This window comes from Streptomyces sp. NBC_00872 (genome assembly GCF_045161915.1).
Taxonomy (GTDB): Bacteria; Actinomycetota; Actinomycetes; order Streptomycetales; family Streptomycetaceae; genus Streptomyces.
Map to the genome: position 1 here is coordinate 4262663 of NZ_CP108806.1, position 23294 is coordinate 4285956.

General features: G+C 67.9%; 13 protein-coding genes. 10 read left to right on the forward strand and 3 right to left on the reverse strand.

Annotated features, from left to right (window positions below; translation table 11 throughout):
* Positions 1-39 precede the first annotated feature (39 nt).
* From cas5 to OG214_RS18275, 3 genes are all read left to right on the forward strand, one after another.
* Entirely contained in the window at positions 40-711 is a 672-nt protein-coding gene (gene cas5 / locus OG214_RS18265) for a CRISPR-associated protein Cas5 (protein WP_363082325.1), read from the forward strand.
* 8 nt (positions 712-719) lie between these two features.
* Positions 720-3104 carry a CRISPR-associated helicase Cas3' gene (cas3, locus tag OG214_RS18270; RefSeq protein WP_363082324.1) on the forward strand — a complete coding sequence of 795 codons (2385 nt, stop codon included), beginning with the start codon at positions 720-722 and terminating at the stop codon, positions 3102-3104.
* A gap of 1462 nt (positions 3105-4566) precedes the next feature.
* Positions 4567-5798, forward strand: a protein-coding gene (locus OG214_RS18275; RefSeq protein WP_363082323.1) for an IS3 family transposase whose coding sequence is annotated in 2 segments (ribosomal slippage) — positions 4567-4888 and positions 4888-5798 — 1233 coding nt in all. Because the reading frame shifts where the segments join, the coding sequence is not laid out codon by codon here.
* Between the two features lie 2057 nt (positions 5799-7855).
* Here the strand turns inward: OG214_RS18275 and OG214_RS18280 are convergent.
* On the reverse strand, positions 7856-8350 hold the full coding sequence (locus tag OG214_RS18280) for a hypothetical protein (protein ID WP_405985308.1): 495 nt from the start codon (positions 8348-8350) through the stop codon (positions 7856-7858).
* 175 nt (positions 8351-8525) lie between these two features.
* Here OG214_RS18280 and OG214_RS18285 point away from each other — a divergent pair, with 175 nt between their 5' ends.
* The 3 genes from OG214_RS18285 to OG214_RS18295 all read left to right on the forward strand — a co-directional run bounded on the left by OG214_RS18285 (position 8526) and on the right by OG214_RS18295 (position 9899).
* A complete protein-coding gene (locus OG214_RS18285; protein WP_363082321.1) occupies positions 8526-8741 on the forward strand; it encodes a DUF6243 family protein in 216 nt (71 codons plus the stop codon).
* A 511-nt stretch (positions 8742-9252) separates the two neighbouring features.
* Positions 9253-9501, forward strand: a complete 249-nt coding sequence (locus OG214_RS18290; protein WP_319679026.1) for a type II toxin-antitoxin system CcdA family antitoxin — start codon at positions 9253-9255, stop codon at positions 9499-9501.
* The gene (locus OG214_RS18295; protein ID WP_405985309.1) at positions 9498-9899 is read left to right on the forward strand and encodes a PIN domain-containing protein; all 402 of its coding nucleotides are present in this window, start codon (positions 9498-9500) and stop codon (positions 9897-9899) included. The genes OG214_RS18290 and OG214_RS18295 overlap by 4 nt, the downstream gene beginning before the upstream one ends.
* Before the next feature lie 703 nt (positions 9900-10602).
* Here the strand turns inward: OG214_RS18295 and OG214_RS18300 are convergent.
* A complete protein-coding gene (locus tag OG214_RS18300; protein WP_363085873.1) occupies positions 10603-10941 on the reverse strand; it encodes a thioredoxin domain-containing protein in 339 nt (112 codons plus the stop codon).
* An 80-nt stretch (positions 10942-11021) separates the two neighbouring features.
* Entirely contained in the window at positions 11022-12440 is a 1419-nt protein-coding gene (locus OG214_RS18305) for a DEAD/DEAH box helicase (RefSeq protein WP_405985310.1), read from the reverse strand.
* A 497-nt stretch (positions 12441-12937) separates the two neighbouring features.
* Between OG214_RS18305 and OG214_RS18310 the strand changes: the two genes are divergently transcribed.
* The 4 genes from OG214_RS18310 (at position 12938) to OG214_RS18325 (ending at position 23254) form a co-directional block, all read left to right on the forward strand.
* The gene (locus OG214_RS18310; RefSeq protein ID WP_405985311.1) at positions 12938-13153 is read left to right on the forward strand and encodes a DUF6243 family protein; all 216 of its coding nucleotides are present in this window, start codon (positions 12938-12940) and stop codon (positions 13151-13153) included.
* A 1282-nt stretch (positions 13154-14435) separates the two neighbouring features.
* A complete protein-coding gene (locus OG214_RS18315) occupies positions 14436-15605 on the forward strand; it encodes an SDR family oxidoreductase (protein ID WP_363079953.1) in 1170 nt (389 codons plus the stop codon).
* A 79-nt stretch (positions 15606-15684) separates the two neighbouring features.
* Positions 15685-17268 carry a PfaD family polyunsaturated fatty acid/polyketide biosynthesis protein gene (locus OG214_RS18320; RefSeq protein ID WP_363079952.1) on the forward strand — a complete coding sequence of 528 codons (1584 nt, stop codon included), beginning with the start codon at positions 15685-15687 and terminating at the stop codon, positions 17266-17268.
* Between the two features lie 28 nt (positions 17269-17296).
* On the forward strand, positions 17297-23254 hold the full coding sequence (locus OG214_RS18325; protein WP_405985312.1) for an SDR family oxidoreductase: 5958 nt from the start codon (positions 17297-17299) through the stop codon (positions 23252-23254).
* Positions 23255-23294: the final 40 nt, after the last annotated feature.

The window sequence follows — 23294 nt, forward strand, 5'->3', positions numbered from 1 at the left end:
AAGGGTTCCCAACCAAGACTGTCAGGAGACGAGACCTCGATGTCCAGCGTCGAAGCCCTCGAAATCACCGTCACCGCCCCCGTGGCCAGCTTCCGCAATCCGCTCTACCAGGGCATCCAGGTCGGCCTGCCCTGCCCTCCACCGAGCACCGTCGCCGGCATGCTCGCCGCCACCGTCGGCACCTGGGACCAAGTCCCCGAGAGCACGCGCTTCGCCATGACCTTCACCGCGGAAGGCTCCGGCACCGACCTGGAGACCTATCACCCCGCCGCGGCCAAAACAGCCAGCCGCAACGCCACCATCAAAGAGCGCGAGTTCCTTACCGGCATCACCCTGACCACCTGGCTGACCACGGACCTGGACATGTGGGAGACCGCAATCCGTAAGCCGGTCTGGCCGCTCCATCTCGGACGGTCACAGGACCTGGCCACCGCCCGTACCCGTCGAGTGCACCTCACCCCCGAGAACACGGGCAGACAGGGTCACGCGCTCATCCCCCACAGCACCGCACCCGACCCCGACACCATCAACAACGGCGAACAGCTGCGGCTCCCCACCGCCATCGCCCTGAACCGCGCCCGCACCAAATGGGACGCCTACCGCTACGCCCGTACCGGAACACACGCCACCATCACAGCGGACTACACCACCGAAGCCGACCAGGCCCTCGTCCTGCTCCCACCGGTCCATCCCGTCCACGCATCCGCATAAGGAAAAACATGTACGACGCCCGCCCCCTGCGAGCGAAAAGCCCACGCAGCCGAGACACCGAAGGCGAACTGCTCAAGGACCACTCTTTGGCCACGCTCCACCGGTCAAACACGGTCAATGCCCGCATCGGACGGATCGCCGTCCTACCCCAGCGATTCGCCGCCTGGTTATCGGCCAGCGGCCTCCTGCACGACCCAGGCAAAGCCGCACACGGCCACCAGCGGCAGATCGGCAACACCTCCGAACCAGCTCAGGTATGGGGCGAACGACACGAAGTTCTCTCCCTCGGCTTCCTCCCCACCGTGCTCTCAGCCCTCCCCAGAGCAGAGATCCTGTGGATCGCCGCCGGCGTCGTCACCCACCACCGGCCGATCACCGGCAATGGAGGCCGCCGCCCTTCGCTCCTCCCCCTGTACGGGCGCGACACCGCGGAAGACTTCACGAAGAAGTTCGGTCCCATCAACGCGGACGCGGTCCAAGACCTGGCCATCTGGCTGCACGCCACAGCCATCAAGGCCGGGCTCATTCCCCGCGGCCCCCGCCCCGCCCTCACCCCCGAAATCCTCATCCGGGACGCGCACACCCTCTTCGGTGAACTCCTCGAACAGTGGGAATGGGCCCGCTCCCCCGAAGACGAAGCCGACGGCCTCACCGCAGTCCTGCTGCAAGGCGGAGTGACGATGGCAGACCGCATGGCTTCCGCCCACACTTCCGTACACAGGAACCACCCGCTCACCCCCGAATATCAGGAGCGCCTCGAACGCCGCCTCACAGCCAAGGGCTTCCAGCTCCGTCCGCACCAAACCGAAGCCGCAGCCACCAGTGGTCACATCTTCATCCGCGCCTGGACCGGCTCCGGGAAGACAGAGGCGGCACTCCTGTGGGCCCTGCGGAACCTCCAGGAGATGACCGATGCCGGGCAGGGCACACCCCGCATCTTCTACCTCCTGCCTTACCTGGCAGCGATCAACGCCATGGTCCGCCGCCTCGAAAACGACCTCCAAGCCAAAGATCAAATCGGCGTCTCGCACTCCCACGCTGCTTCCTACTACCTCGCCCGCGCGCTGGAAGACGAATGCGCCACAGACGCCGAGGCCCTCGCCGCCGCCCGCAAATCGCTGGCCCAGGAAAACGCAACCCGCCTCTTCCGGGAGCTGATCCGGGTCGGCACCCCTTACCAACCCCTGCGCGGCACTCTCGCCGGCCCCGGGCACTCCAGCGTTCTCCTCGACACAGCGAACTCCCTGTTCATCCTTGACGAACTCCACGCCTACGATCCACAACGCCTCGGCATGATCCTCGCCATGATGAGCTTCTGGGAACACATCGGAGGCCGGTTCGCCATCGTCTCCGCCACCCTCCCCGACGCGCTCCAAGAAGCCATCCGCACGGCCCTCGCGCGGGACGTACACCTGATCGAGCCCCCCGAAGGAACCGTCTTCCCGCGTCGGCACCGCCTCTCCGTACGACGACACCCCCTCGGCTCAGACGCGGCTCTCACGGAGATGACCGGCCGGCTCGAAGCGGGAGAAGCCCTTCTCGTCGTCGCCAACAACCGGCCCACGGCACGCGCTCTCTACCGCCAGCTCGGAAGCATTTCCCGGCGCATCCACGGCGGCGACACGGACGCGGCCATCATGCTCCACTCCCGATACCGACGCGATCACCGCGCCGCTATCGAAGACCGCATCCGCGACCGCTACAAGAACGGACACAAGGACAGGAAGGGCGGCATCCTCGTAGCAACGCAGACCGTCGAGGTCTCCCTCGACGTCGACTTCGACAGCATCCACACCGCCTGCGCCCCCATGGATGCACTCTGCCAGCGCTTCGGCCGCGTCAACCGCAGCGGCTCCAGGCCACCCGCCGACGTCATCGTCCACGCGCCCCAGTACATGCCCCGGAGTGACGAACCCGGTCTCTTCGCCGACGGCGTCTACCCGAAAACACCGGTCGCACTGGCCTGGAACATCCTCCAGCGCCACCACGAGGAAGTGATTGACGAGGCGCTCAGCACCACCTGGCTCAACGAGATCTACGCCGACACCGCCGGCTCCTGGGGCAAAGAGTGGCGCGCCGAACTCGAACTGTCCAAGGAGCGATTCAGCGAAGCCTTCCTGACCTGGACCGAACCCTTTCGTGACCGCTCCGAACTCAAGGACGACTTCGACGCCATGTTCGACGGCAAAGAAGCCGTCCTCAAAGCCGACCGAGACGAATACGCCCGCCGTCTCGCCACCGACAACGGCCAACGACCAGGCCGCCTTCTCGCAGAAGACCTCCTGATCCCTATCGCCGGCAAGACCGCGACAACCTGGGACGACAAGCTCAAGGTCAACGTCATCGACGCCGAATACGACCCGGAGAACGGCCTCGGAAGAGTCCACCAGTAAGTCCAGGGATACAATCAAGCCCCAACCGGGGCACGAAACTTGAAACCTCCATAACCTTCATACCCCCGCAAGGGGTAACAACGTACGCGCCTTGCCTTGCAAGCAATACGCCTCATCACCCCGCCAGGGGCAACAACGTAATACCGAATTGCCAGTCCTCATCAACCCAGGAGGATTCGCAACATGCGGTCCGCGCGGTGCTCATCGGTCTCGGGCTGGGTCGTCATCACCCCAGAGGGGTTCGCAACTCGGCCGAGTATCCGTACACCAGGTCCGCGACCGTGCCGGTCGTCATCAACCTAGAAGGGTTCGCAACCGGTCTAGGCGCTCCGTGATCCTTTCCACAATCGACGGTGTCATCAACCCAGGAGGGTTAGCAAGCGGGGGCGACGGCGGATCTCGTCGAGGAGGCGTTCCTAATCCTCATCAGCCCAGGAGGGTTCACAACCCGTATGCGGCTTGGTGGCGGGCGGCGATCTCGCGGGGCGGTCATCAACCCAGGGGGTTCGCAACCGCATCGCCCGGGACAGGTCTCCGCCGTGGAAGAAGCGCGTCATCAAGCCCAGGAGGGTTCACAACGGGATGTGCCCCATCTGCTCTACGGCTCGGGTGAGGCTCGTCATCAACCCAGGAGGGTTCGCAACTACTCCGCCGCGTACGCCGCACCGCGCGCCACGAGTGTCGTCATCAACCCAGGAAGGCTCGCAACCCGCGAGCGGGTGAGGGGTAGATCGTGACGATCGGTCGTCATCAACCCAAGAGGGTTCGCAACGACAGCAGGGACCCGGAGGCGGTGACCATGTCGTCGTCATCAACCCAGGAGGGTTCGCAACACGCAGCCGGTGCTGGTGGATGTGGCGATCAGCGCGGGTCGTCATCAACCCACAGGGGTTTACACCGCGACGCCCTGGTGGCACATGCGGCGAAACATGCGTCCTCATCACCCCCAGGCGGATCCCCACGCCGGTCCAAGACCGGCCACCCCTGTCGGCATGCATCCTGCAAGAGATCACCCCACCCACGGCCTCTCAGGGTACCGCGTGCCACTCGTAGGGGTAAACAGCGGTCACTACGGGCCCTGTCCGCCCCTCGGACAGGCGCACTCCACACTGCGTTTCCGCTGATCAGCGTCCTGCGTGGCCATCACGCGCCGGGTGATTCCCAAGCTCAGAGGGCGAGTTCGATTCTCGTCACCCGCTCCACGACAGACCCCCAGGGCAATGACTTGGGGGTTGTATGTATTTCACTGCCCAGCAGTCTCTCCTGAGGACCCGCATCCCGCCCTACAGCCGTACCGCAAGTCACGGAGCGGATAACAACCGCCCGGCTGCCCGCCCAGGCTGATGACAACCCCGGACGAGTGCTGGTGGTGGACCGGCGGACTGACGCTGCGGGGACCTGTCCCCGAGTGGTGGACACCTCTGATCCCGGCCCCGCCAGGGGCTGGGTAGAGGCATCTTTTATGGTGATGAAGGTCTACTCGTCCGAGTTCAAGGCGGACGCGGTCGCGCTGTACCTGTCGGATCCGAGTCATACCTTCGAGGGCATCGGCAAGGATCTGGGGATCAGCCGGGAGACGCTGCGCAACTGGGTGCGGGCCGAGCGGGCCCGCCGCGGCGAGAGCGGCACGAGCAACGGCAACACGAAGGACATCCCGGTGGGCGAGGCCACGAAACAGCAGATGGAGGCCGAGATCGCGGCCCTGCGCGCGGAGCTGAAACAGGTGCGCAAGGAGAACCAGAAGCTCGCGGTCGAGCGGGACATCCTGCGCAAGGCGACGAAGTTTTTCGCCGCCGAGATGAACTGGTGAACCGCTGCCGTTTCATCGAGGACCACCACCGCGCCTGGGGCGTGCAGCGGTTGTGCCACGTGCTGGAAGTGGCCCGTTCCAGCTTCTACAAGTGGCGGGCCGGCCGTCAGGCGCGGGCCGCCCGCGAGCAGGACGATGCCGTACTGGCTGAGCGGATCCGGGCCGTGCACGCCGAGTGGGACGGCACCTGGGGCCGCCCCCGCATCACCGCCGAACTGCGCGAGGCCGGCATCCAGGTCAACCACAAACGCATCGGGCGGGTGATGCGCGAGCACGGCATCGCCGGCCTGCGGCTGCGCAGACGCCAGGTCACCACGCTGCCCGCGCCGTCCACCGCTGCCCTGCCGGACCTGGTGCGGCGCGACTTCACCGCCACCACGCCGAACACCAAGTACGTCGGCGACATCACCTATCTGCCGGTGGGCGACGGCGAGTTTCTGTATCTGGCCACCGTGATCGACTGCTTCTCGCGCCGCCTGGTGGGCTGGTCCATCGCCGACCACATGCGCACCTCGCTGGTCAGCGACGCCCTCCGAGCCGCCGCAGCCACCCGCGGTTCTCTGGCCGGAGCGGTCTTTCACAGTGATCACGGGGCGCAGTACAAGTCCCGTGAGTTCGCGTCCGTCTGCGCTCAGTTGGGGGTGACCCAGTCGATGGGCGCGGTGGGCACATCGGCGGACAATGCCCTCGCCGAGTCGTTCAACGCGGCCCTCAAACGCGAGACGCTCAGGGGCGCCCGCCGCTTCGACGGCGTCCGCGGCTGCCGCCTGTCTGTCTTTCGGTGGATCGCCCGCTACAACACCCGCCGCCGGCACTCGGCGAACGGACAGCGAGCCCCGATCGACTACGAGCAGCAGTCAGCAACCCTGACACTTGTCGCATAACAATACGAATGGTGTCCACCCGCAAGGGCCAAGGCCCGCGAGCCCTCCAAGGCTGATGACGACGGCGGTGCCAGCGGTCGCCCGCGGCACACGCGTCCGGTTGCGAGCCCTCCAGGGCTGATGACGACCCGTAGAAGGGGAGGTTCTGGCCGGGGCGGGGACAGGGTCGTCATCAACCCAGGAGGGTTCGCAACGCGGTCTTCACACGCCGGCGGCCGGACTCGATTGCGGTCGTCATCAACCCAGGAGGGTTCGCAACATTTCGGCAGCAGCCCGCCGCGCGTCGGCAGCAGGTCGTCATCAACCCTGGAGAGGGTTAGCAACGAGGCCCTGACGGCGCCTGGCACGCGGTCGCCATGGAGTCGTCATCAACTCTGGAGGGTTCGCAACGGATGATCCAGCAGGGCCGGGGGAAGCGCCGCGCGGGTCGTCATCAACCCTGGAGGGTTCGCAACGGGTGGGCGCCGCAGTCGGTGCAGGTCCGGGTGTCGTCGCCATCAATCCTGGAGGGTTCGCAACCGGTAGAGCCCGATGGCGGCCGGGAGATCTCCGAGCGGTCGTCATCAACCCAGGAGGGTTCGCAACGTGTACGCACCTCCGTCGGACCGGTTTCTGCCGATGTCGTCATCAACCCAGGAGGGTTCGCAACGCGCGCAGATCCAGGCCGGCGGATGGGAGTCCTACCTCGTATTCATCAGCCCAGGAGGGTTCGCAACCCGAAGCAGCGCAGCGCGGCGGCCTCCGGCACGGTTGTCGTCATCAACCCAGGAGGGTTTGCAACGGCTGGCCCAGGTCACGCCGGTGAGGGTGAGGGGGCTGTCGTCATCAACCCAGGAGGGATCACAACGCTGGCTCCGTGGCGCCGAACGCGCCGCGGTACAGGGTCGTCATCAACCCAGGGGGGTTCGCGACCCGCGTGGATTGCTGCTGCCACGGAGCGAATCACGTAGTCATCAACCCAGGCGGGTTCGCAACGACGTCTTCAACTGCCGGACGTCGTACCGCTCCTCCGGCTCGTCATCAACCCAGGAGGGCTCGCAACGTGCCGGCGACCAGGGCGTGGGTGGCGGTGGGCGCCCGTCGTCATCAACTCAGCAGGGTTCGCAACTGGAACCTGCGCCAGCTCCTGTGCAACGGCGCCTCGTCGTCATCAACCCGGGAGGGTTCGCAACTGGTCGGCGAGGTAGTCCCGTTCGGCGAGTTCCTCGTCGTGATCAACCCAGGAGGGTGTTCTCAACATCCCGACCAGAGCAACGGGCTGTGTGCCCAGCTCGGGGCCTCATCAGCCCAGGAGGTTTCGCAACAGCGCCTTCCGCATGATGATCTTGCCGGTCATCGCCTGTCGTCATCCACCCGGGAGGGTTCGCAACAGGCCGGTCTGCGCCGCCAGCTCGGCCGGGGCGATCGGGGGTCGTCATCGACTCAGGAGGGTCGCACACCGGTCCGAGAGCGAGACGGCGCCGCTTCGAGCGGCCTCAGCCGACAGCCGCTACGTAACACTGATCCGTCGGCCGAAAGAACATGCCCGGCACCGATACTCTCTGTCACCTCCGCGACGGCAACAGAGAAGGGGCACCTGTCTCGCACCACTGCCGCACCAGTAGAAGCGGTAAACCACGGCCAATTGCAGCACTTGGCGGCTGCTCCACAGGTCAGGCCCAGGAGGCACCTAATTGGCTGACCTGCAAGGGAGCGAACAAAGCACCGGTGATTCCCAAGCTCAGAGCGCGAGTTCGATTCTCGTCACCCGCTCCACGACAAACCCCCAGGCCAGCGGCCCGGGGGTTATTTGTTGTCTAGACCATTTTCAGGTGAACCAGCCCTCCGCTAGCCCTATCTGCTGGCAGGAGCCACGTTTGAGCGGCTTTCCGTGCCACCTGGGAGCCTTTCCGCGCCAGGCTTCTCGAATGGCGAGACGCATTCCCTCTGAGCTGGGTCATGCGGACGTGAGTTATTGCGACATGGCGCAAAAATGAAGGCCAAAAGTCTCAATACCGGCTGCATGTGGGCGGACGGGTGGCTCATCGGCACCAGCTTGGCCCTCGGGACGTGATCAGTCAGAAGATGCCGAAGAAGCGATGCCACCAGGTAGGCCACTGAACGTGACGGGGCAGCTGGCTCGGCCCGTCGTAGTCGCACTCCAGCAGTTCCTCGGGAACCACCACATACCCGAGGTCGACCAACGCGCGATTGACCTTGGCGAGATCGGCGGCGTCCAACTCCCCCTCTGCCTGGGCCTCGTCCGTACCCAAGAAGGCTCCTGGATTATCGGCACAGACGAGAGCCAAAGAGCCGAACTTACTCACGCAGACGACGATCCGCGTCCCGCACACCGTTGCATCCCCCGGTACGACAACACGTCCGTACTCACTGGAGTCCTGGGTGTCCTGCTCAGCCGTACAGCGAACCGCGAAGTCGTCTTCGAGCCGGGACACCAGTCTTCCGAGCAGGACAGCGTTCTCACCGCGGTCGTAATGCCGCGGCCACTCCAGCCACTCCGGATCATCGAGCTCACGCAGCAGCGCCAGCAGATCCACTTCGCTCACCGTCACCCGCCCATCCTGACGCAGGAACTGCGCCCGGAGCTACGGCGCATACTCGGCGGAAGGCCAGGACGCCGATTTACGTGTGAGAGCGTGATGGGCCCCTGCTGACATCCCTCGACGTCGCCACGCCCGTCCCCCACCGATGAATCCGTAGATCACTTCACACATTCCGGGAGAACCTATGACTGTGAGCAAGAACATCAACAACCCTGTGGGCATGGGCGGCGGCCAGCGCAAGCGGCTGTCCCGCGCCGAACGGCAGAACAATGGTCCGCACCGCAACCTCGACCGCAAGGGCGCCGCCGACCGGAAGGCGGAGCTGGTGCGCAAGATCCGCGAGAAGGCAGGCGCAGCCGAGGGCGCCGGGCAGACGGGCGACGACAGCGCGCAGAACTGACGCACCACTGTCACAGGGCGGCAGCGCACGGGGCAGGGCCAGGGCCGCGACGCACGGTCCGGGCCCCGCTGCCGTACCGGGGGTCCGCGGCCGTACCGAACGCGGCCGCTCCCGCTCAGCTCTCGGCCGACCACCAGCGTCTCATGCGGCCACCCAAGGATGGGCGTGCCACTACCTGCCAGTCAGGACGGTGAACAGCGGTCAGCAGGGGCCCGAACGAAGCCACTGCGGCACGCCCCCAGGGACGCGTTTCCCCAGGTCAGAGGCGGGTAAGCCTATGCAGTACCGGGTGATTCCCAAGCTCAGAGCGCGAGTTCGATTCTCGTCACCCGCTCTTGGACGAAGGCCCCGGTCAGTGACCGGGGCCCTTTTGCTTGCCCACCAGCGGAATCGGACCGGCGCCTCCCCCACCACGGACAGCCCGACCACGACGCCCCGTTTCACCGTTGGAGCCCGCAGGATCGCACCCGAAGCACACGCCAACACGCGCATACTCCAGTATGATGCCATCATGTCCTCAACGACTCGCATCACCGTCACCCTCCCCAGCGACCAGGTGGCGGAGCTTCGCAAGCTCACGGACAACGTCTCCGGCTACGTAGCGGAGGCCGTAGCCCGCCAGATCCGGCACCAGCTTCTGGGCGAGGACCTCCGCCGCCATGAGGAAGAGCACGGACCCTTCAGCGACGAGGAGCTCGCCGAGGCACGCGCGAAGATCTTCGGCTCCGCCGGCACCTCCAAGGGCGCGGACGCCGCGTGAGCGAGCGCATCGAGACCGTTGTCCTGGACTCGGAAGGGCTCTCCGCCTGGATCGGTCAGGACCGCAAGCTCCTCGCCATGCTTCAGGTCTTTCACGACATGGGAGCCGACCTCGTGATCGGGGCGAACACCATCGTGGAAGTCAGCCACTCCCGTACCAACATGCCTCGCCTGAACTGGGCTCTGTCCCGCGTCAAGGTGGAGCCGGTCACCGAACAAGCGGCGAAAGCAGCAGCGGAACTCCTCAAGGGCGCCGGGCTGCACGGACACAAGTACGCCATCGACGCCACGGTCGCCGAGGTCGCCCTGCGTCAGCAAAAACCCGTCGCCCTCCTGACCTCCGACAGCGACGACATGACCAAGCTCTGCGGCAACCAGGTCCGCATCATCCCTCTCTGACCCGACAGCCCACCCCGAGCACACCCCCTGGCAGGGTCCGCTGCACCGCTACCCTCGTGCCCCATCCGTGCCCAGCAGAGCGGACAGCAGCGGTCAGGTACAGCTTCCAGAGACCATGGCAATCCAAGCTTCCTCACGGGAAAGCGCAGGTCATAGCCCCTTCAACGGCTCAAGCACCGCTGATTCCCAAGCTCAGAGCGCGAGTTCGATTCTCGTCACCCGCTCTACGACAAACTCCCAGGCCCGCGGCCCGGGGGTTATTTGTTGTCTAGACCATTTCGAGGACCGCGCACCACTTGCGCACCGCATCTGGCGGTCAATCGGTGATACGGATGCTCCCCCGCACCAAGTGCCGGCGCCGACAATCAGCACCCGGAAGTTGCGGTCACTCAGGCCCGTCCGCTACCGAACTTGAACTCGTGATGTCGGTTGAATCGTGGTGAGGTCCTGATTCGAGAGAGCTGGACGCCGGCGTTCCGTGATCACGGGGCTGGCTGAGCCACCGACGCGTGGCGCCCAGGTTCACTTCGGTCTCGTAGTTCGATGGGCAGACTTCCAGCCACGACGGGTAGCCGCCTTGCGCGAGCACCAGGACCTCGCCAGGGCACTCGCCGGTTTCGGTGAAGAGTTGTACATCTGCGGCCGCGAGGGTGCCCGGGCCGGTCGCTGCGGGCACAACCTCGCCAGCCGGTATGCGGCCTGCTCACAGGTGGGCGTCCAGGAACTCCCCGAGCGCGGTCCTGGACATCGGACCGCTCCCGGCCGCCATCGCCTCGCCCCGATCGATCAGCACGAAGGAGGGCGCGCCGGTGACGCCGTACCGCCGTACGGGGCTGGGGCACCTTGCGATGTCGGCCCGCACGACGATCAGTCGGCCCTGATAGGCGTTGGCCACCTCCCGCACCAGGGGATCCATTTCCTTGCATGCTGCCGCGGCCTTGGGCCACACCCCGTGGAAGTACGCGAGCACCGGCACGTCCGCCCTCGCCAGGATGAACTCGAACTCGGCGTCCTCCTGGGGTCGTTGGACCCTGTTCGTCATCGGCACTCCTTGACGCTCCACTCGATGCGAGGCAGTGGGTGCCTCCTTGTGTCTCCCGACCGCGGCGGCCGTACCGCCCGTCAGTGGGCCTTGCGCGCTCGGGCGGCTTTGCGGGCCTCCGCCATCGTGCGCGCCTCCGCGGCCTTGCGCGATTCCTTCGGCGGGCGGCCCGCGCGGGTACCCAGACCCCGGAATGCCGCGTTGCCGGTCTTCGCCCCGTCCTGCACCGGCGGGCGCTTCGCGCCTGTGATGCTGGTCAGTCTCTCCTCGCCGGAGCGAATCTGAGCGACCGTGGGCCGGATCCCGGCGTCCGACATCATCCGGTTCACGTCCCGGCGCTGGCTGGGCGTGACAAGCGTGACTACGCTGCCGGACTCCCCGGCACGCGCGGTGCGCCCGCCGCGGTGGAGGTAGTCCTTGGGGTCGGAGGGCGGATCCACATTGACGACGAGGTCCAGGTGCTCGACGTGGATGCCACGGGCAGCGACGTTGGTGGCCACCAGCACCGTGATCTCGCCGTCCTTGAACTGGGCCGGCGTGTGCGTGCGCTGCGGCTGTGACTTCCCGCTGTGCAGAGCTCCCGCCTGTATGCCGCTGCTCCGCAAGTGGCGGGTGAACTGGTCCACACCGTGCTTGGTGTCCAGGAACATCAGCACCCGCCCGTCCCGAGCAGCGATCTCGGTGGCTGTCGCGTACTTGTCGGCGGGATGGACGTTCAGTACGTGGTGCTCCATCGTCGCGACCGAGCCCTCCGCCCGGTCGACCGTGGCGAACACCGGCTCACTCAGATATTGCCTGACCAGTTGATCGACGTTGCGGTCGAGCGTCGCGGAGAACAGCATCCGCTGCCCGCCGGGGGGCATCCGGTCCAGGGTCTCCGAGACCTGCGGCAGGAAACCCATGTCGCACATCTGGTCAGCCTCGTCCAGCACCGCGATCCGCACCCGGTCCAGGTGGCAGTCCCGCCGGGCGACGAGATCGGCCAGCCGTCCCGGCGTCGCCACCACGACCTCGGCACCCGCCCGGAGCGCCGCCACCTGCCGGCTGATCGCGAGCCCGCCGACCACAGTCACCGAGCGTAGCCCGAGCGCCTCCGCGTAGGGAGTCAGCGCCTCGCTCACCTGCTGCGCGAGTTCCCTTGTCGGCACCAGGACCAGCGCGAGAGGGCGCTTCGGTTCGGCACGCCGGCCCGCCGTACGTGCGAGGAGCGCAAGCCCGAAGGCGAGGGTCTTTCCCGAGCCGGTCCGCGCGCGGCCGAGGACGTCCCGGCCGGCCAGCGCGCTCGGCAGGGTGGCCGCCTGGATCGGGAATGGCTCCTGTACCCCGAGCCCCGCCAGCACCCCCATCAGCTCGACCGGCAGTTCCAGCTCCGCGAAGGACCCGGCCGGCGGCAGGCCAGGCGCCCGTGTCCCCGGCACCGAGAGCTCGCCCCGCGGGGCCCTCCCCTGGTCGGACCTGCCGGGTCCGAAGCGACCGGAGGCCGACTGCTTCGCCTTCATTGGGGGTTCCTCGTTTCGGCGCCCTGAACGGACCTGGGCCCGTACCTTGTCCGGCACGGGCCCAGGCTCTCTGCAAGCGCGACCCAACCCTACCAGCGCGGGCCTCGCGCCAGCAGTCCTGCGGCCCAGCCGGGGACCCGCCCCGGGGATCGTCACGCGCTGAAGGCCGGTAAGCCCCTCGACATCCGGGATGCTCTTGCCGAACGGTACAAGGGTTCCTGCCGTAGGTGTCCGGGCGCTGGACACGATTGCCCCGCGGCTGGAGACCATGGAGGGCACGGTCGGGGCGCGGGCGATCGGGGAGTTCGGGATCGATGTCTCGTGCTTGCACCGATACATGACCAGCATGTCCGTGCACGGCGCATACTCGGCCGAAGGCCAGGACGCGGATTTACGTGTGAGAGCGTGATGGGCCCCTGCTGACGTCCCTCGACGTCGCCGCGCCCGTCCCCCACCGATGAATCCGTAGATCACTTCACATCTTTCCGGGAGAACCTATGACTGTGAGCAAGAACATCAACAACCCTGTGGGCATGGGCGGCGGCCAGCGCAAGAGGCTGTCCCGCGCCGAACGGCAGAACAATGGTCCGCACCGCAACCTCGACCGTCAGGGAGCAGCCGACCGGAAGGCGGAGCTGGTGCGCAAGATCCGCGAGAAGGCAGGCGCAGCCGAGGGCGCCAGGCAGACGGGCGACGACACCGCACAGAGCTGACGCACCACTGTCACAGGGCGGCACCGCACGGGGCAGGGCCAGGGCCGCGACGCACGGTCCGGGCCCCGCTGCCGTACCGGGGGTCCGCGGCCGTACCGAACGCGGCCGCTCCCGCTCAGCTCTCGGCCGACCACCAGCGTCTCACCCGACCACCCAAAGATGGGCGTGCCACTACCTGCCAGTCAGGACGGTGAACAGCGGTCAGCAGGGGCCCGAACGAAGCCACTGCGGCACGCCCCCAGGGACGCGTTTCCCCAGGCCAGAGGCGGGTAAGCCTATGCAGTACCAGGTGATTCCCAAGCTCAGAGCGCGAGTTCGATTCTCGTCACCCGCTCCAGCAGAACGCCCCGGGCCAGCGGCCCGGGGTTTCTTTGTTGTCCAGACCTCTCGGGGTGTGGGCGGGCCCTCCGCGTGCCCCATCTGGTGGTGGCGGATCCAGCCGCACTTGCGCGACCGCTCAGACGGATGCGGTTCCCGAAAGGACGAGACACGGATCCGGTGACCTGAGCCACTCCAGCCCAAGCCGTTATGAGATCGCGAATGCGATAGAGCATGCTCTCCGCACGATGTGCAAGGCGAAGAAGATTTGTAGCGTGTCGGCCGACGAGAGGGCGCTACTGAGTCGAACGTCGGCTTTTCCCGGTGGAGTTGGGGCTCCGTGGAGCAGGGTGAGGTCTTCACAAGCGGCTTCCTCGGGGGAAGCGACAGATGCCGCTACCGCCATGGCGGACTGTGGCATCCAGCGGGGACGGTCCGGATCGCGGTGGACCGCAGGGGCCCGAAAGCGTGCCTGGAGTCCCTGTGGACAGCACGACCTCCGCGTCGGCCACCACCGGTGGAGGCCGGCTCGCGACGACGCAGCCTCACCGTTCGGACGGGCCAGGTGAGCGCACTCCGGCACCCAGTGCACCGTATGCGTCCACAGCGGCCTCAGCCTGTGCGCACCGTCCGGAAACGCGTCGAGGCGGCCCTGCCCGCCCCCGCCGGCAGGCCGCCATGCCGGCCGACTTGCGGAAGCGGACGCTCGGCTCGCGTACGTAAGGATCATCGCCAGGAAGAAGCGTCAGCTCGGCGCCGAAGGCGCTGCGGTGAGCCCTGAACCCTGTCGGGCCCCTAACTCTTTCGAGTGAAAGATCTATCCCATCCAACCATTGGGGTGATTTTCAGGGATCCTGATTGACGTGCAACGCTCTCGTGATCCATTGGATCTCCACGGCCAAGGGTGTCCTGCAAGGGTCCGAGCGGACCGTGTCCACCCTGCTTCATCGAAGACGACGGCCTGATGCCCGTCCCCCTGAGGCTTGGAGCCCCGAAAGTGCACGTTGCTCTTACCGGTGCGACCGGGTTCCTCGGGTTACGTCTCGTTCGTGAGCTGTTCGGGCGGCACCACTCGTTGACCGTCCTCGCGCACGCCGGATCGGGCGGCGCTTTCGAGCGCATCGCCCGGTTCCTGGAACTGACCGGCGCTCCCGCAGAGTTGATCGCGGAGCTGCCCGACCGACTCCGGGTCGTGGAGACCGATCTGGAACAGCCGCGGCTGGGTCTTCCCACCGCCGTTTTCCAGCGGCTGGCCGACGAACTGGACGTGATCTGGCACAGCGCCGCCGACATCAACCTCGACGGTGACTTGGCGCAGCTCCGCCGCGTCAACGTCGAGGGCACCCGGCAGGTGCTGGAGCTGGCTGCCGCCGGCTGCCGGAGACCGATCGTCTACCACGTCGGAACCGCCTTCGTGGGCGGAGCGCGACGCGACGGGGTGATCTACGAGGACGAACTGGATGACGCGTACGGCTTTGAGAACGGCTACGAGCAGTCCAAGTATGAGGCCGAGGTCCTTGTGCGCGCATGGTCAGTGGCGCATGGCCGTCCGGTCGTTGTGCTGCGGCCGAGTGTCCTGGTCACCGACCTGCCGGCGCACCCGGAGCTGCCGAAGCACCCGCTGCAGTTCATCGATCAGATCGCGCAGGCGTCATTGAGCAGGGTCGACCTCCCTGGGATCGGCCTCGGGGGCCCGCGTATCCCGGAAGGGAACCGGCCGGTGGTGCGCGTGCCCGGTCATCCTCTCGGGCACCTGAACCTGATGCCGGTGGAACACGCGGCCAGGGTCATGGTGCGGCTGGCGAGCGGGAAGCCCTCCGGGCAGGTCGACACGTATCACGTCGTCCACGACCACGACGTGCCGGCCACGACCATGACCGCGGCGATGGAGCAACTCGTGCCCATCAGGGTGAAGCTGGTCGAGAAGAGGCCACGTGACCCGTCCCCGCTGGAAACCGTGGCGGACCTCTATCCCGGATTCACGCCGTATCTGAGCCACCGCCGGCGTTTCGACGACACCCGGGTGCGCACTCTGCTCGGGCCGATGTTGTCCGGGATCCGAGTGGACCTGGACTATCTGCTGGCCGGCGTGCGCTCGAAGAAGCAGACGACGGCGTCCAGTTCCCGGTGGTGATGAGCGAACCCCGCTGCCCGCAACGCTGTCGAGGCACATTCTGGTTCACGCAAGATACACATCCTGATGGAGTCCGCCAGTGTCCGTCTCAGCCCATCCTGGCTCGGTCGTCACATCTGCACCCGGCTTCACCTCGGAGGACATCGCGACCTGCGTTCGGCGGATTCGGGAACAACTGCACATCGTCGCCGATTCCACCGGCCGGGAGCTGGGCCTGGTGGTGGGGCGGTGGCCCACAGGCGAGGTTGTCGGTACGCTGCCGCCGCTCTATCCCGAATGGCTGGGAGAAAGATCCTTCTGCGAGGCGCACGGCGTCCGTTTCCCTTATGTGGCAGGGGAGATGGCGAACGGCATCGCGACGACGCGAATGGTCACAGCGATGGCCCGGTCCGAGATGCTCGGATTCTTCGGGGCCGGAGGTCTTGGCTTTCCCGAGGTCGAGCGCGCGGTGCGGGAGTTGGCCATCGAGCTGGCGGGCCGGTCGAACTGGGGGGTCAACCTGATCCACTCCCCGAGCGAGCCCGAACTGGAGTACCGCGTCGCCAGGCTGTTGCTGCGGCACTCCGTCCCCTGCATATCGGCGTCGGCCTTCATGGGACTGACCCCGGCCGTGGTCTTGTGCTCGGCCTCAGGGCTGAGCCAGGACCCGGACGGGCAAATCGTCCGGCGTACGCGGCTGTTCGCCAAGGTGTCACAGCCCCAGGTCGCTGCGGCGTTCCTCTCGCCGGCCCCGCCGGACCTGCTGCGCCCGCTGGTGGAGCGGGGAGAGATCAGTGCCGAGCAGGCCGAACTGGCCGCACGGGTGCCGGTCGCCGAGGACATCACGGTCGAGTCCGACAGCGGTGGGCATACCGACAACCGGCCCCTCGGGTCGTTGCTGCCGAGAATCCTTCTCCTCCGTGACGAGCTGACCCGCCGCTTCGGCTACCCGCGGGCGGTCAGGGTGGGCGCTGCCGGCGGGCTCGGGACCCCGGGCGGGGTCGCCGCCGCTTTCGCGCTCGGGGCGGCCTACGTCGTGACGGGGTCGGTGAACCAGGTCGCCACGGAAGCCGGCATCTCCGAGGAGGCCAAGGCGATGCTGGCCGACGCGGACGTGGCCGATGTGATCATGGCGCCTGCCGCCGACATGTTCGAGTTGGGCGTCAAGCTCCAAGTACTGCGCCGTGGCACCATGTTCGGGCCGAGAGCAGCTCAGCTCTACGAGGCGTACCGGGGGTATCCGTCACTGGAGGAGCTGCCGGTGCGGCTGCGCGCCAAGATCGAACGGGATGTACTGCGCGCCCCGATCGACGAAGTCTGGTCACTGACCCGGCAGTTCTGGCAGCAGCGCGACCCCGCGGAGATCGCCCGCGCCGAGGCCGACCCCAAGCACCGTATGGCACTGGTCTTCCGTTGGTATCTGGGGAACTCCAGCCGCTGGGCCATCACCGGGGACACGGCCAGACGCACCGACTACCAGATCTGGTGCGGTCCGGCGATGGGCGCGTTCAACCGGTGGGCCGCGGGCAGTTTCCTGGCCGAACCGGCGAACCGTTCGGTGGTGCAGATCGCGCTCAACCTGCTTGAAGGCGCCGCTGTGACCACCCGCGCCCACCAGCTTCGCACCCACGGCGTCCCCGTACCGCCCTCGGCGTTCGCCTTCACGCCGTACCGCCTTGCCTGACCGCATCGGCCGCCAAGGAAGAGAGAGCATGTCAGACACTCGCCGCCGGCAGGTTCCCATCGCCGTGATCGGTATCGGCGCGCTGCTGCCCGGCTCGCCGGATGCCGGAGAATACTGGCGCACCGTGGTGGCGGGCAGGGACCTGATCACCGACGTCCCGGCCGGCCGCTGGCTGGTGGAGGACTACTACGACCCCGATCCCACCGCGCCGGACAAGACGTACGCCCGCCGGGGAGCGTTCCTGCCGGACGTCGGTTTCGATCCGTTGGCTTTCGGTACCCCGCCGAACACGTTGTCGGCGACGGACACCGCGCAACTGCTCGCGCTCATGGTGGCTGAGCAGGTCTTCGCCGACACCGGCGGACTGGCGGGGACGGACCGTGACCGGGTCGGGGTCATCCTGGGCGCGGCCGCGATGGAACTGATGGGGCACATGGGCGCGCGGACCCAGCGTCCGGTGTGGCTCAAGGCCCTGCGGGAGAACGGCATCGCGGAGGCCGAGGCGCAGGCTGTCTGCGACAGCATCACCGCGCACTACACCCCCTGGACCGAGTCGACCTTCCCCGGAATGCTCGGCAATGTCGTCGCCGGGCGGATCTCGAACAGGTTCGATCTGCACGGCACCAACCACACCACGGATGCCGCGTGCGCCAGTTCCTTCGCGGCGCTGTCCACCGCCGTCAGCGAGCTGTCGCTGGGCCGGTCCGACCTGGTCATCAGCGGTGGCGTCGACACCGCGAACGACATCGGCATGTTCATGTGCTTCTCCAAGACGCCCGCGCTGTCTCCCAGCGGTGACTGCCGGCCATTCTCCGACGCGGCTGACGGCACGATGCTCGGCGAGGGCATCGCCATGTACGCGCTGAAGCGGCTCGCCGACGCGGAGAGGGACGGCGACCGGGTCTACGCGGTGATCCGGGGGATCGGCACCTCCTCGGACGGCAAGAGCACGGCGATCTACGCGCCGCTGGCCGAGGGACAGGCCAGGGCCCTGCGGCGTACCTACGAGGAAGCGGGCTACGGCCCGGGGACCGTCGAGCTGGTGGAGGGGCACGGCACCGGAACCGCCGCCGGGGACGCCGCGGAGTTCGCCGCGCTGCGCCAGGTGTACGACGAGTCCGACCGTAAGGACCGGCAGTGGTGCGCGATCGGCTCGGTCAAATCGCAGATCGGTCACACCAAGTGCGCGGCGGGCGCGACGGGACTGCTCAAGGCCGTCCTTGCCCTGCACCACAAGGTGCTGCCTCCGACGATCAAGGTGGACCGTCCCAATCCCGCGCTGGCGACCGGCGACAGCCCCTTCTACGTGAACACCCGGACGCGCCCCTGGGTGCGGTCCGCCGGGCATCCGCGCCGGGCTTCGGTCTCCAGCTTCGGCTTCGGCGGCAGCAACTTCCACGTCACGCTGGAGGAGTACACGCCGTCAGGGCAGTCCGCCGGTCGTACGGCGTGGCGCACCCGTACCGCCCCCACGGAGCTGGTGCTGTTCAGTGGCCCGTCGCCCGATTCCCTGCTGGAGCAGAAGGGCGACAGCGGCCGTTCGCTGGCCGAGATCGCCCGGGAGAGCCAGGCGAGGTTCCGGGCGAGCGACGCTGCGCGGCTCGCCGTCGTCGCCTCGGACACCGGCGACCTGTCGGAGAAGGTCGCACAGGCCGCCGCCCTGATCCGGCGGCAGCCCGGCCGGCCATTCACCACTCCGACGGGTGTCCACTACGCCGTCGGCCCGGCCTCCGTTGGGAGAATCGCGTTCCTCTTCCCGGGCCAGGGAGCCCAGTACGTCGGGATGGGGGCCGATGTCGCCATGCTGTCGCCGGCTGCCCAGGCGATCTGGGACCGGCTGGGCAGCGTCGAGTTGGGTGACCGGCCGCTGCACCGGCTGGTCTTTCCGCCGCCGGTCTTCAGCGACGCGGAACGGGCCGCCCAAGAGGCGTTGCTGACCACCGCCGAGTACGCGCAGCCCGCGCTGGCGGTGCACAGCCTCGCGCTGCTCGCTGTGGTGCGCGGCCTCGGCCTCGAAGCGGACTGCGTGGCAGGACACAGCTTCGGCGAGCTGGTGGCCCTGCATGCCGCGGGCGTACTGGACGCCGAGTCCCTGGTGCGCCTCGGGCACAGGCGTGGTGAGCTGATGCGGGAAGCGGCGACCACCTCGGGGGTGATGCTGGCCGTCACGGCAAGCCTGGCCCAGGTCGAGGCCGTCGTCACCAGCAGCGGCCCGGACGTCTGGGTGGCCAACCACAACTCTCCGAGCCAGGTGGTGGTCTCCGGTGCGACCGAAGCGGTCGAGGCCGTCGAGCGGAGACTCACCGCGGACGGCATCACCACTCGACGGCTGAACACCGCGACCGCCTTCCACTCCCCCGTCGTCGCCTCGGCGAGCGAACCGCTGTCCGCGTTCCTGTCCGAACTGACGGTCGAGGAGCCCCGGATCGACGTGTACGGCAATGCCGACGCCTCGACCTATCCCTCGTCACCCGGGGAGATCCGGCGCAGGATCGCCGATCACCTGGCCTCGCCGGTGCTGTTCAGCGACGAGATCGAGGCGATGTACGGCGCAGGGGTGCGGACGTTCGTCGAGGTGGGCGCCGGCGCCACGCTGACGGGCCTGGTCGGGCAGACCCTCGGCGACCGCGAGCATCTGGTGGTGAACCTGGACCGTACCGGACGCAACGGAATCACCACTTTGCAGGACGCCCTCGGCCGCCTTGCCGTGCGTGGTACCGAGCTGGACTACGAGGACCTGTGGGCGCCCTACGCGCCGCCCGAGCCGGCAGCGAAGGAGAGCAAGCCGAAGATGACTGTCCAGCTCAACGGAGCCAACTACGGTCAGCCTTACCCGCCCGTGGGCGGGGCCCCCGCGCTGCCCCCACCGAATCCGCCCCGGCAGCAGCCGGTGTCCATACCCGTGGCGGATACGTCGATACCGATGACCACCGCCGCGCCTGCGGCTGTTACGTCCGTGCCGCCCGTGGTTCCAGGGCCGGTGAACGCTGTGTCTGTCCCGTCAGCGGTGCCGGCTCCCATGGCCGCTGTGTCCGTACCGTCCACTGCGGATGCCGGCTGGTTCTCCATGATCGAGAGTGCGCAGCGGCACACGGCAGAAGCCCACGCCGCCGTCCATCGCATGCTGATCGACAGTCATATGGCCTTTCTGAGCATGACGGAGACGACCTTCGCCGCGATGCTGGGGGCGCGGAGCGACGGTGGCGCGCCTGCTCCTACGGGTCTGATGCCGCCCGCGCCGGCGGTACCGCCCACACTGCCCGAGGTGGCATCGCCTCATGAGGTTCCGCCGCCTGCCGCGGCACCCGTGGTGCTTCCGTCGCCCGCGCCTTCCGTGTCCCCCACTCCCTCATCCACCCCCGTAACTCCATCGCCACCGGTCACCGCGCCCCCGGAGAGCGTCCCGGTGGGGTTCGAGGAGTTGTTGTTGTCGGTGGTGGCGGAGAGGACGGGTTATCCGGTCGAGATGCTGAACGTAGACATGGAGTTGGAGTCGGATCTGGGGGTGGATTCGATCAAGCGGGTGGAGATTCTGTCCGCCATGCGTGAGCGGGTGAGTGATCTGCCGGAGGGTGACGTCGCCGAGTTGGGGAAGCTCCGCTCGCTGCGGGAGATCGTCGACGCGTTCACCACCGGCACGAGCACCAGCCCCAGGCCTGTCCAGAACACCGTCGCGGCCCCGGACACCAACACCGTCGCCGTCCCGGAGACTCCCGTCGTACGCCGGGATCCCGCCGAACAGGTCGTGCTGAGCAGGCTCACCGTTCGCGCGCTGAACGCTCCCGCGCCAGGCTTCGCGATGGCCGGTCTCGGTGAGGGACCCCTCGCGGTGATTGACGGCGGTTCAGGAACCGCCGAACTGGTGGCCGCCAAACTGACCGGCCACGGTATCCGCGCGACCGTCGTGACCAGCCCCGCCCCCGGCACGCGCGGGGTCGTACACCTCGGCGGCCTCGCGGAGATCGACTCGCCAGAAGAGGCGCTGGAACTCCAGCGGGGCGCCTTCCGGTTGGCGCGTGCTGTCGCCGCGCGGTTCGCCGCTGACGGTGGGGTGTTCGTCACGGTGCAGGACACCGGTGGTGACTTCGGTCTCGACGGTCGCCAGGCCGACCGTTCATGGCTCGGCGGTATCGCCGCGCTGGCCAGGACCGCGGCCAAGGAATGGCCCGCCGCCTCGGTCAAGGCGATCGACTGCGAGCGCGGAGGACGCGACGCCGACGCCGTCGCAGAAGCGATAGTCGGCGAGTTGCTCAATGGGGGCCCCGCGACGGAGGTCGGACTCCGTGCCGACGGCACCCGCACCACACTCAGCGCGGTGCCCGCGCCGTCGGGGCCCGGCTCGACCGCGAATATCGGCTCGGACTCGGTGATCGTGGCTACGGGTGGCGCGCGCGGGGTGACGGCCGCCGCACTGCTGGATCTCGCCAGGACTCACCGGCCGAGGATCGTGCTGCTCGGCCGCACCGATCCGGCCGCAGAACCCGAGGGACTGGCGACGGCCACCGACGAGGTGGCGCTCACCCGTACGCTCGCGCGGCGCCCCGGGGACACCTCTCCCGCCGCGGTCGCCGCGGAGGCCCGCGGGATCCTGGCGGCACGTGAGGTACGAGCGACGCTGGCGGCGCTGGAGGGCGCGGGGTCCCAGGTCCGGTACGTGCGGGTGGACGTCCGGGACAGCGTGGCGCTGACGTCCGTACTGGAGGAAGTACGCCGGGAGTGGGGGCCGGTCACCGGGATCGTGCACGGTGCGGGAGTGCTGGCCGACAAGCTGATCGCCGACAAGACCGACGAGCAGTTCGACCAGGTCCTGGCCACCAAGGCCGGCGGCTTGCGCGCGCTGCTCAAGGCGACCGCGGCCGACCCCCTCGACACGATCGTCCTGTTCTCCTCGGTGGCCTCGGTCTTCGGCAACGTCGGACAGAGTGACTACGCGATGGCCAACGAGGTGCTCAACCAGGTGGCCTCAGTCGAACGTGTCCGGCGGCCCGGCTGCCTGGTGCGTTCCATCGCGTGGGGTCCGTGGCGCGGAGGAATGGTCACCCCGGCGCTGGCCGAGCACTTCGGCCGGGCCGGTGTCGCTGTGATCCCCACCTGGCAAGGTGCCGCCGCCTTCACCGCGGAGCTGGGTGATCCGGCCGCCGACACCAGGGTGGTCGTCGCGGCCGGTGACGGCCTCGGTTCGACGGCCGGTGTCACCGAGCCGGGAAAGGCGGAGGTGCGGATCCACTCACGCACCCACCCCTACCTCGCGGAACACGCCATCGACGGAGTGCCGGTGCTGCCGGTGGCGATGGTTCTCGACTGGTTCACCGGCGCCGCCAAGGCGTGGCGGCCGGACGCCGACGGCGTAGTGCTGCGCGACCTCCGAGTGTTCAGCAAGGTCGCCCTGGGACAACTGGACTCCCAGGGGCACCGGCTCCCCCTCCAGGGGCGTCCCGCGATGGCCGGAGCGCCGTCGGACCTGGAGGCCGAACTGCTCGGTGAGGACGGCAGGCCGCACTTCCGGGCAGTCCTGGGGTTTGAGGCGAGCGCCCCGAGCAGGGAGAGCTGGGACACCCCGGAGGGGCTGGTCCCCTTGGCGCGCGACGAGATCTACGACGGCCGGGTGCTCTTCCACGGACCGGGGTTCCAGGCCCTCCGTTCGGTTCACGGAATCTGCGCCGAGGGAGCGGTGGCCACCCTGACCGGTCTGCGTCAGCTCGGCTGGAGCGGTGACAACTGGCACCTGGATCCGGCTGTTGTCGACGGTGGTCTGCAACTCGCGCTGCTGTGGGCCGAAGACGTCCTCGGTGACGCCTCACTGCCGATGGCGGTCGCGGAGTGCCGGGTGCACCGGGGCGGCCCGGTCACGGACACCGTGCGGTGCGTGGTGCGGGCCCGGAAGGTGCACGAGACGGGGGCGCGGTGTGATCTGGCGCTCATCGACCACGACGGGACTCCCAGGGTGGAGCTGATCGGCGTGGAACTGGTGCGACGCCCCTCCTGAGCCCCCCTGCCGCTGGTATCCATCCGTGTTCGTGAAGTGG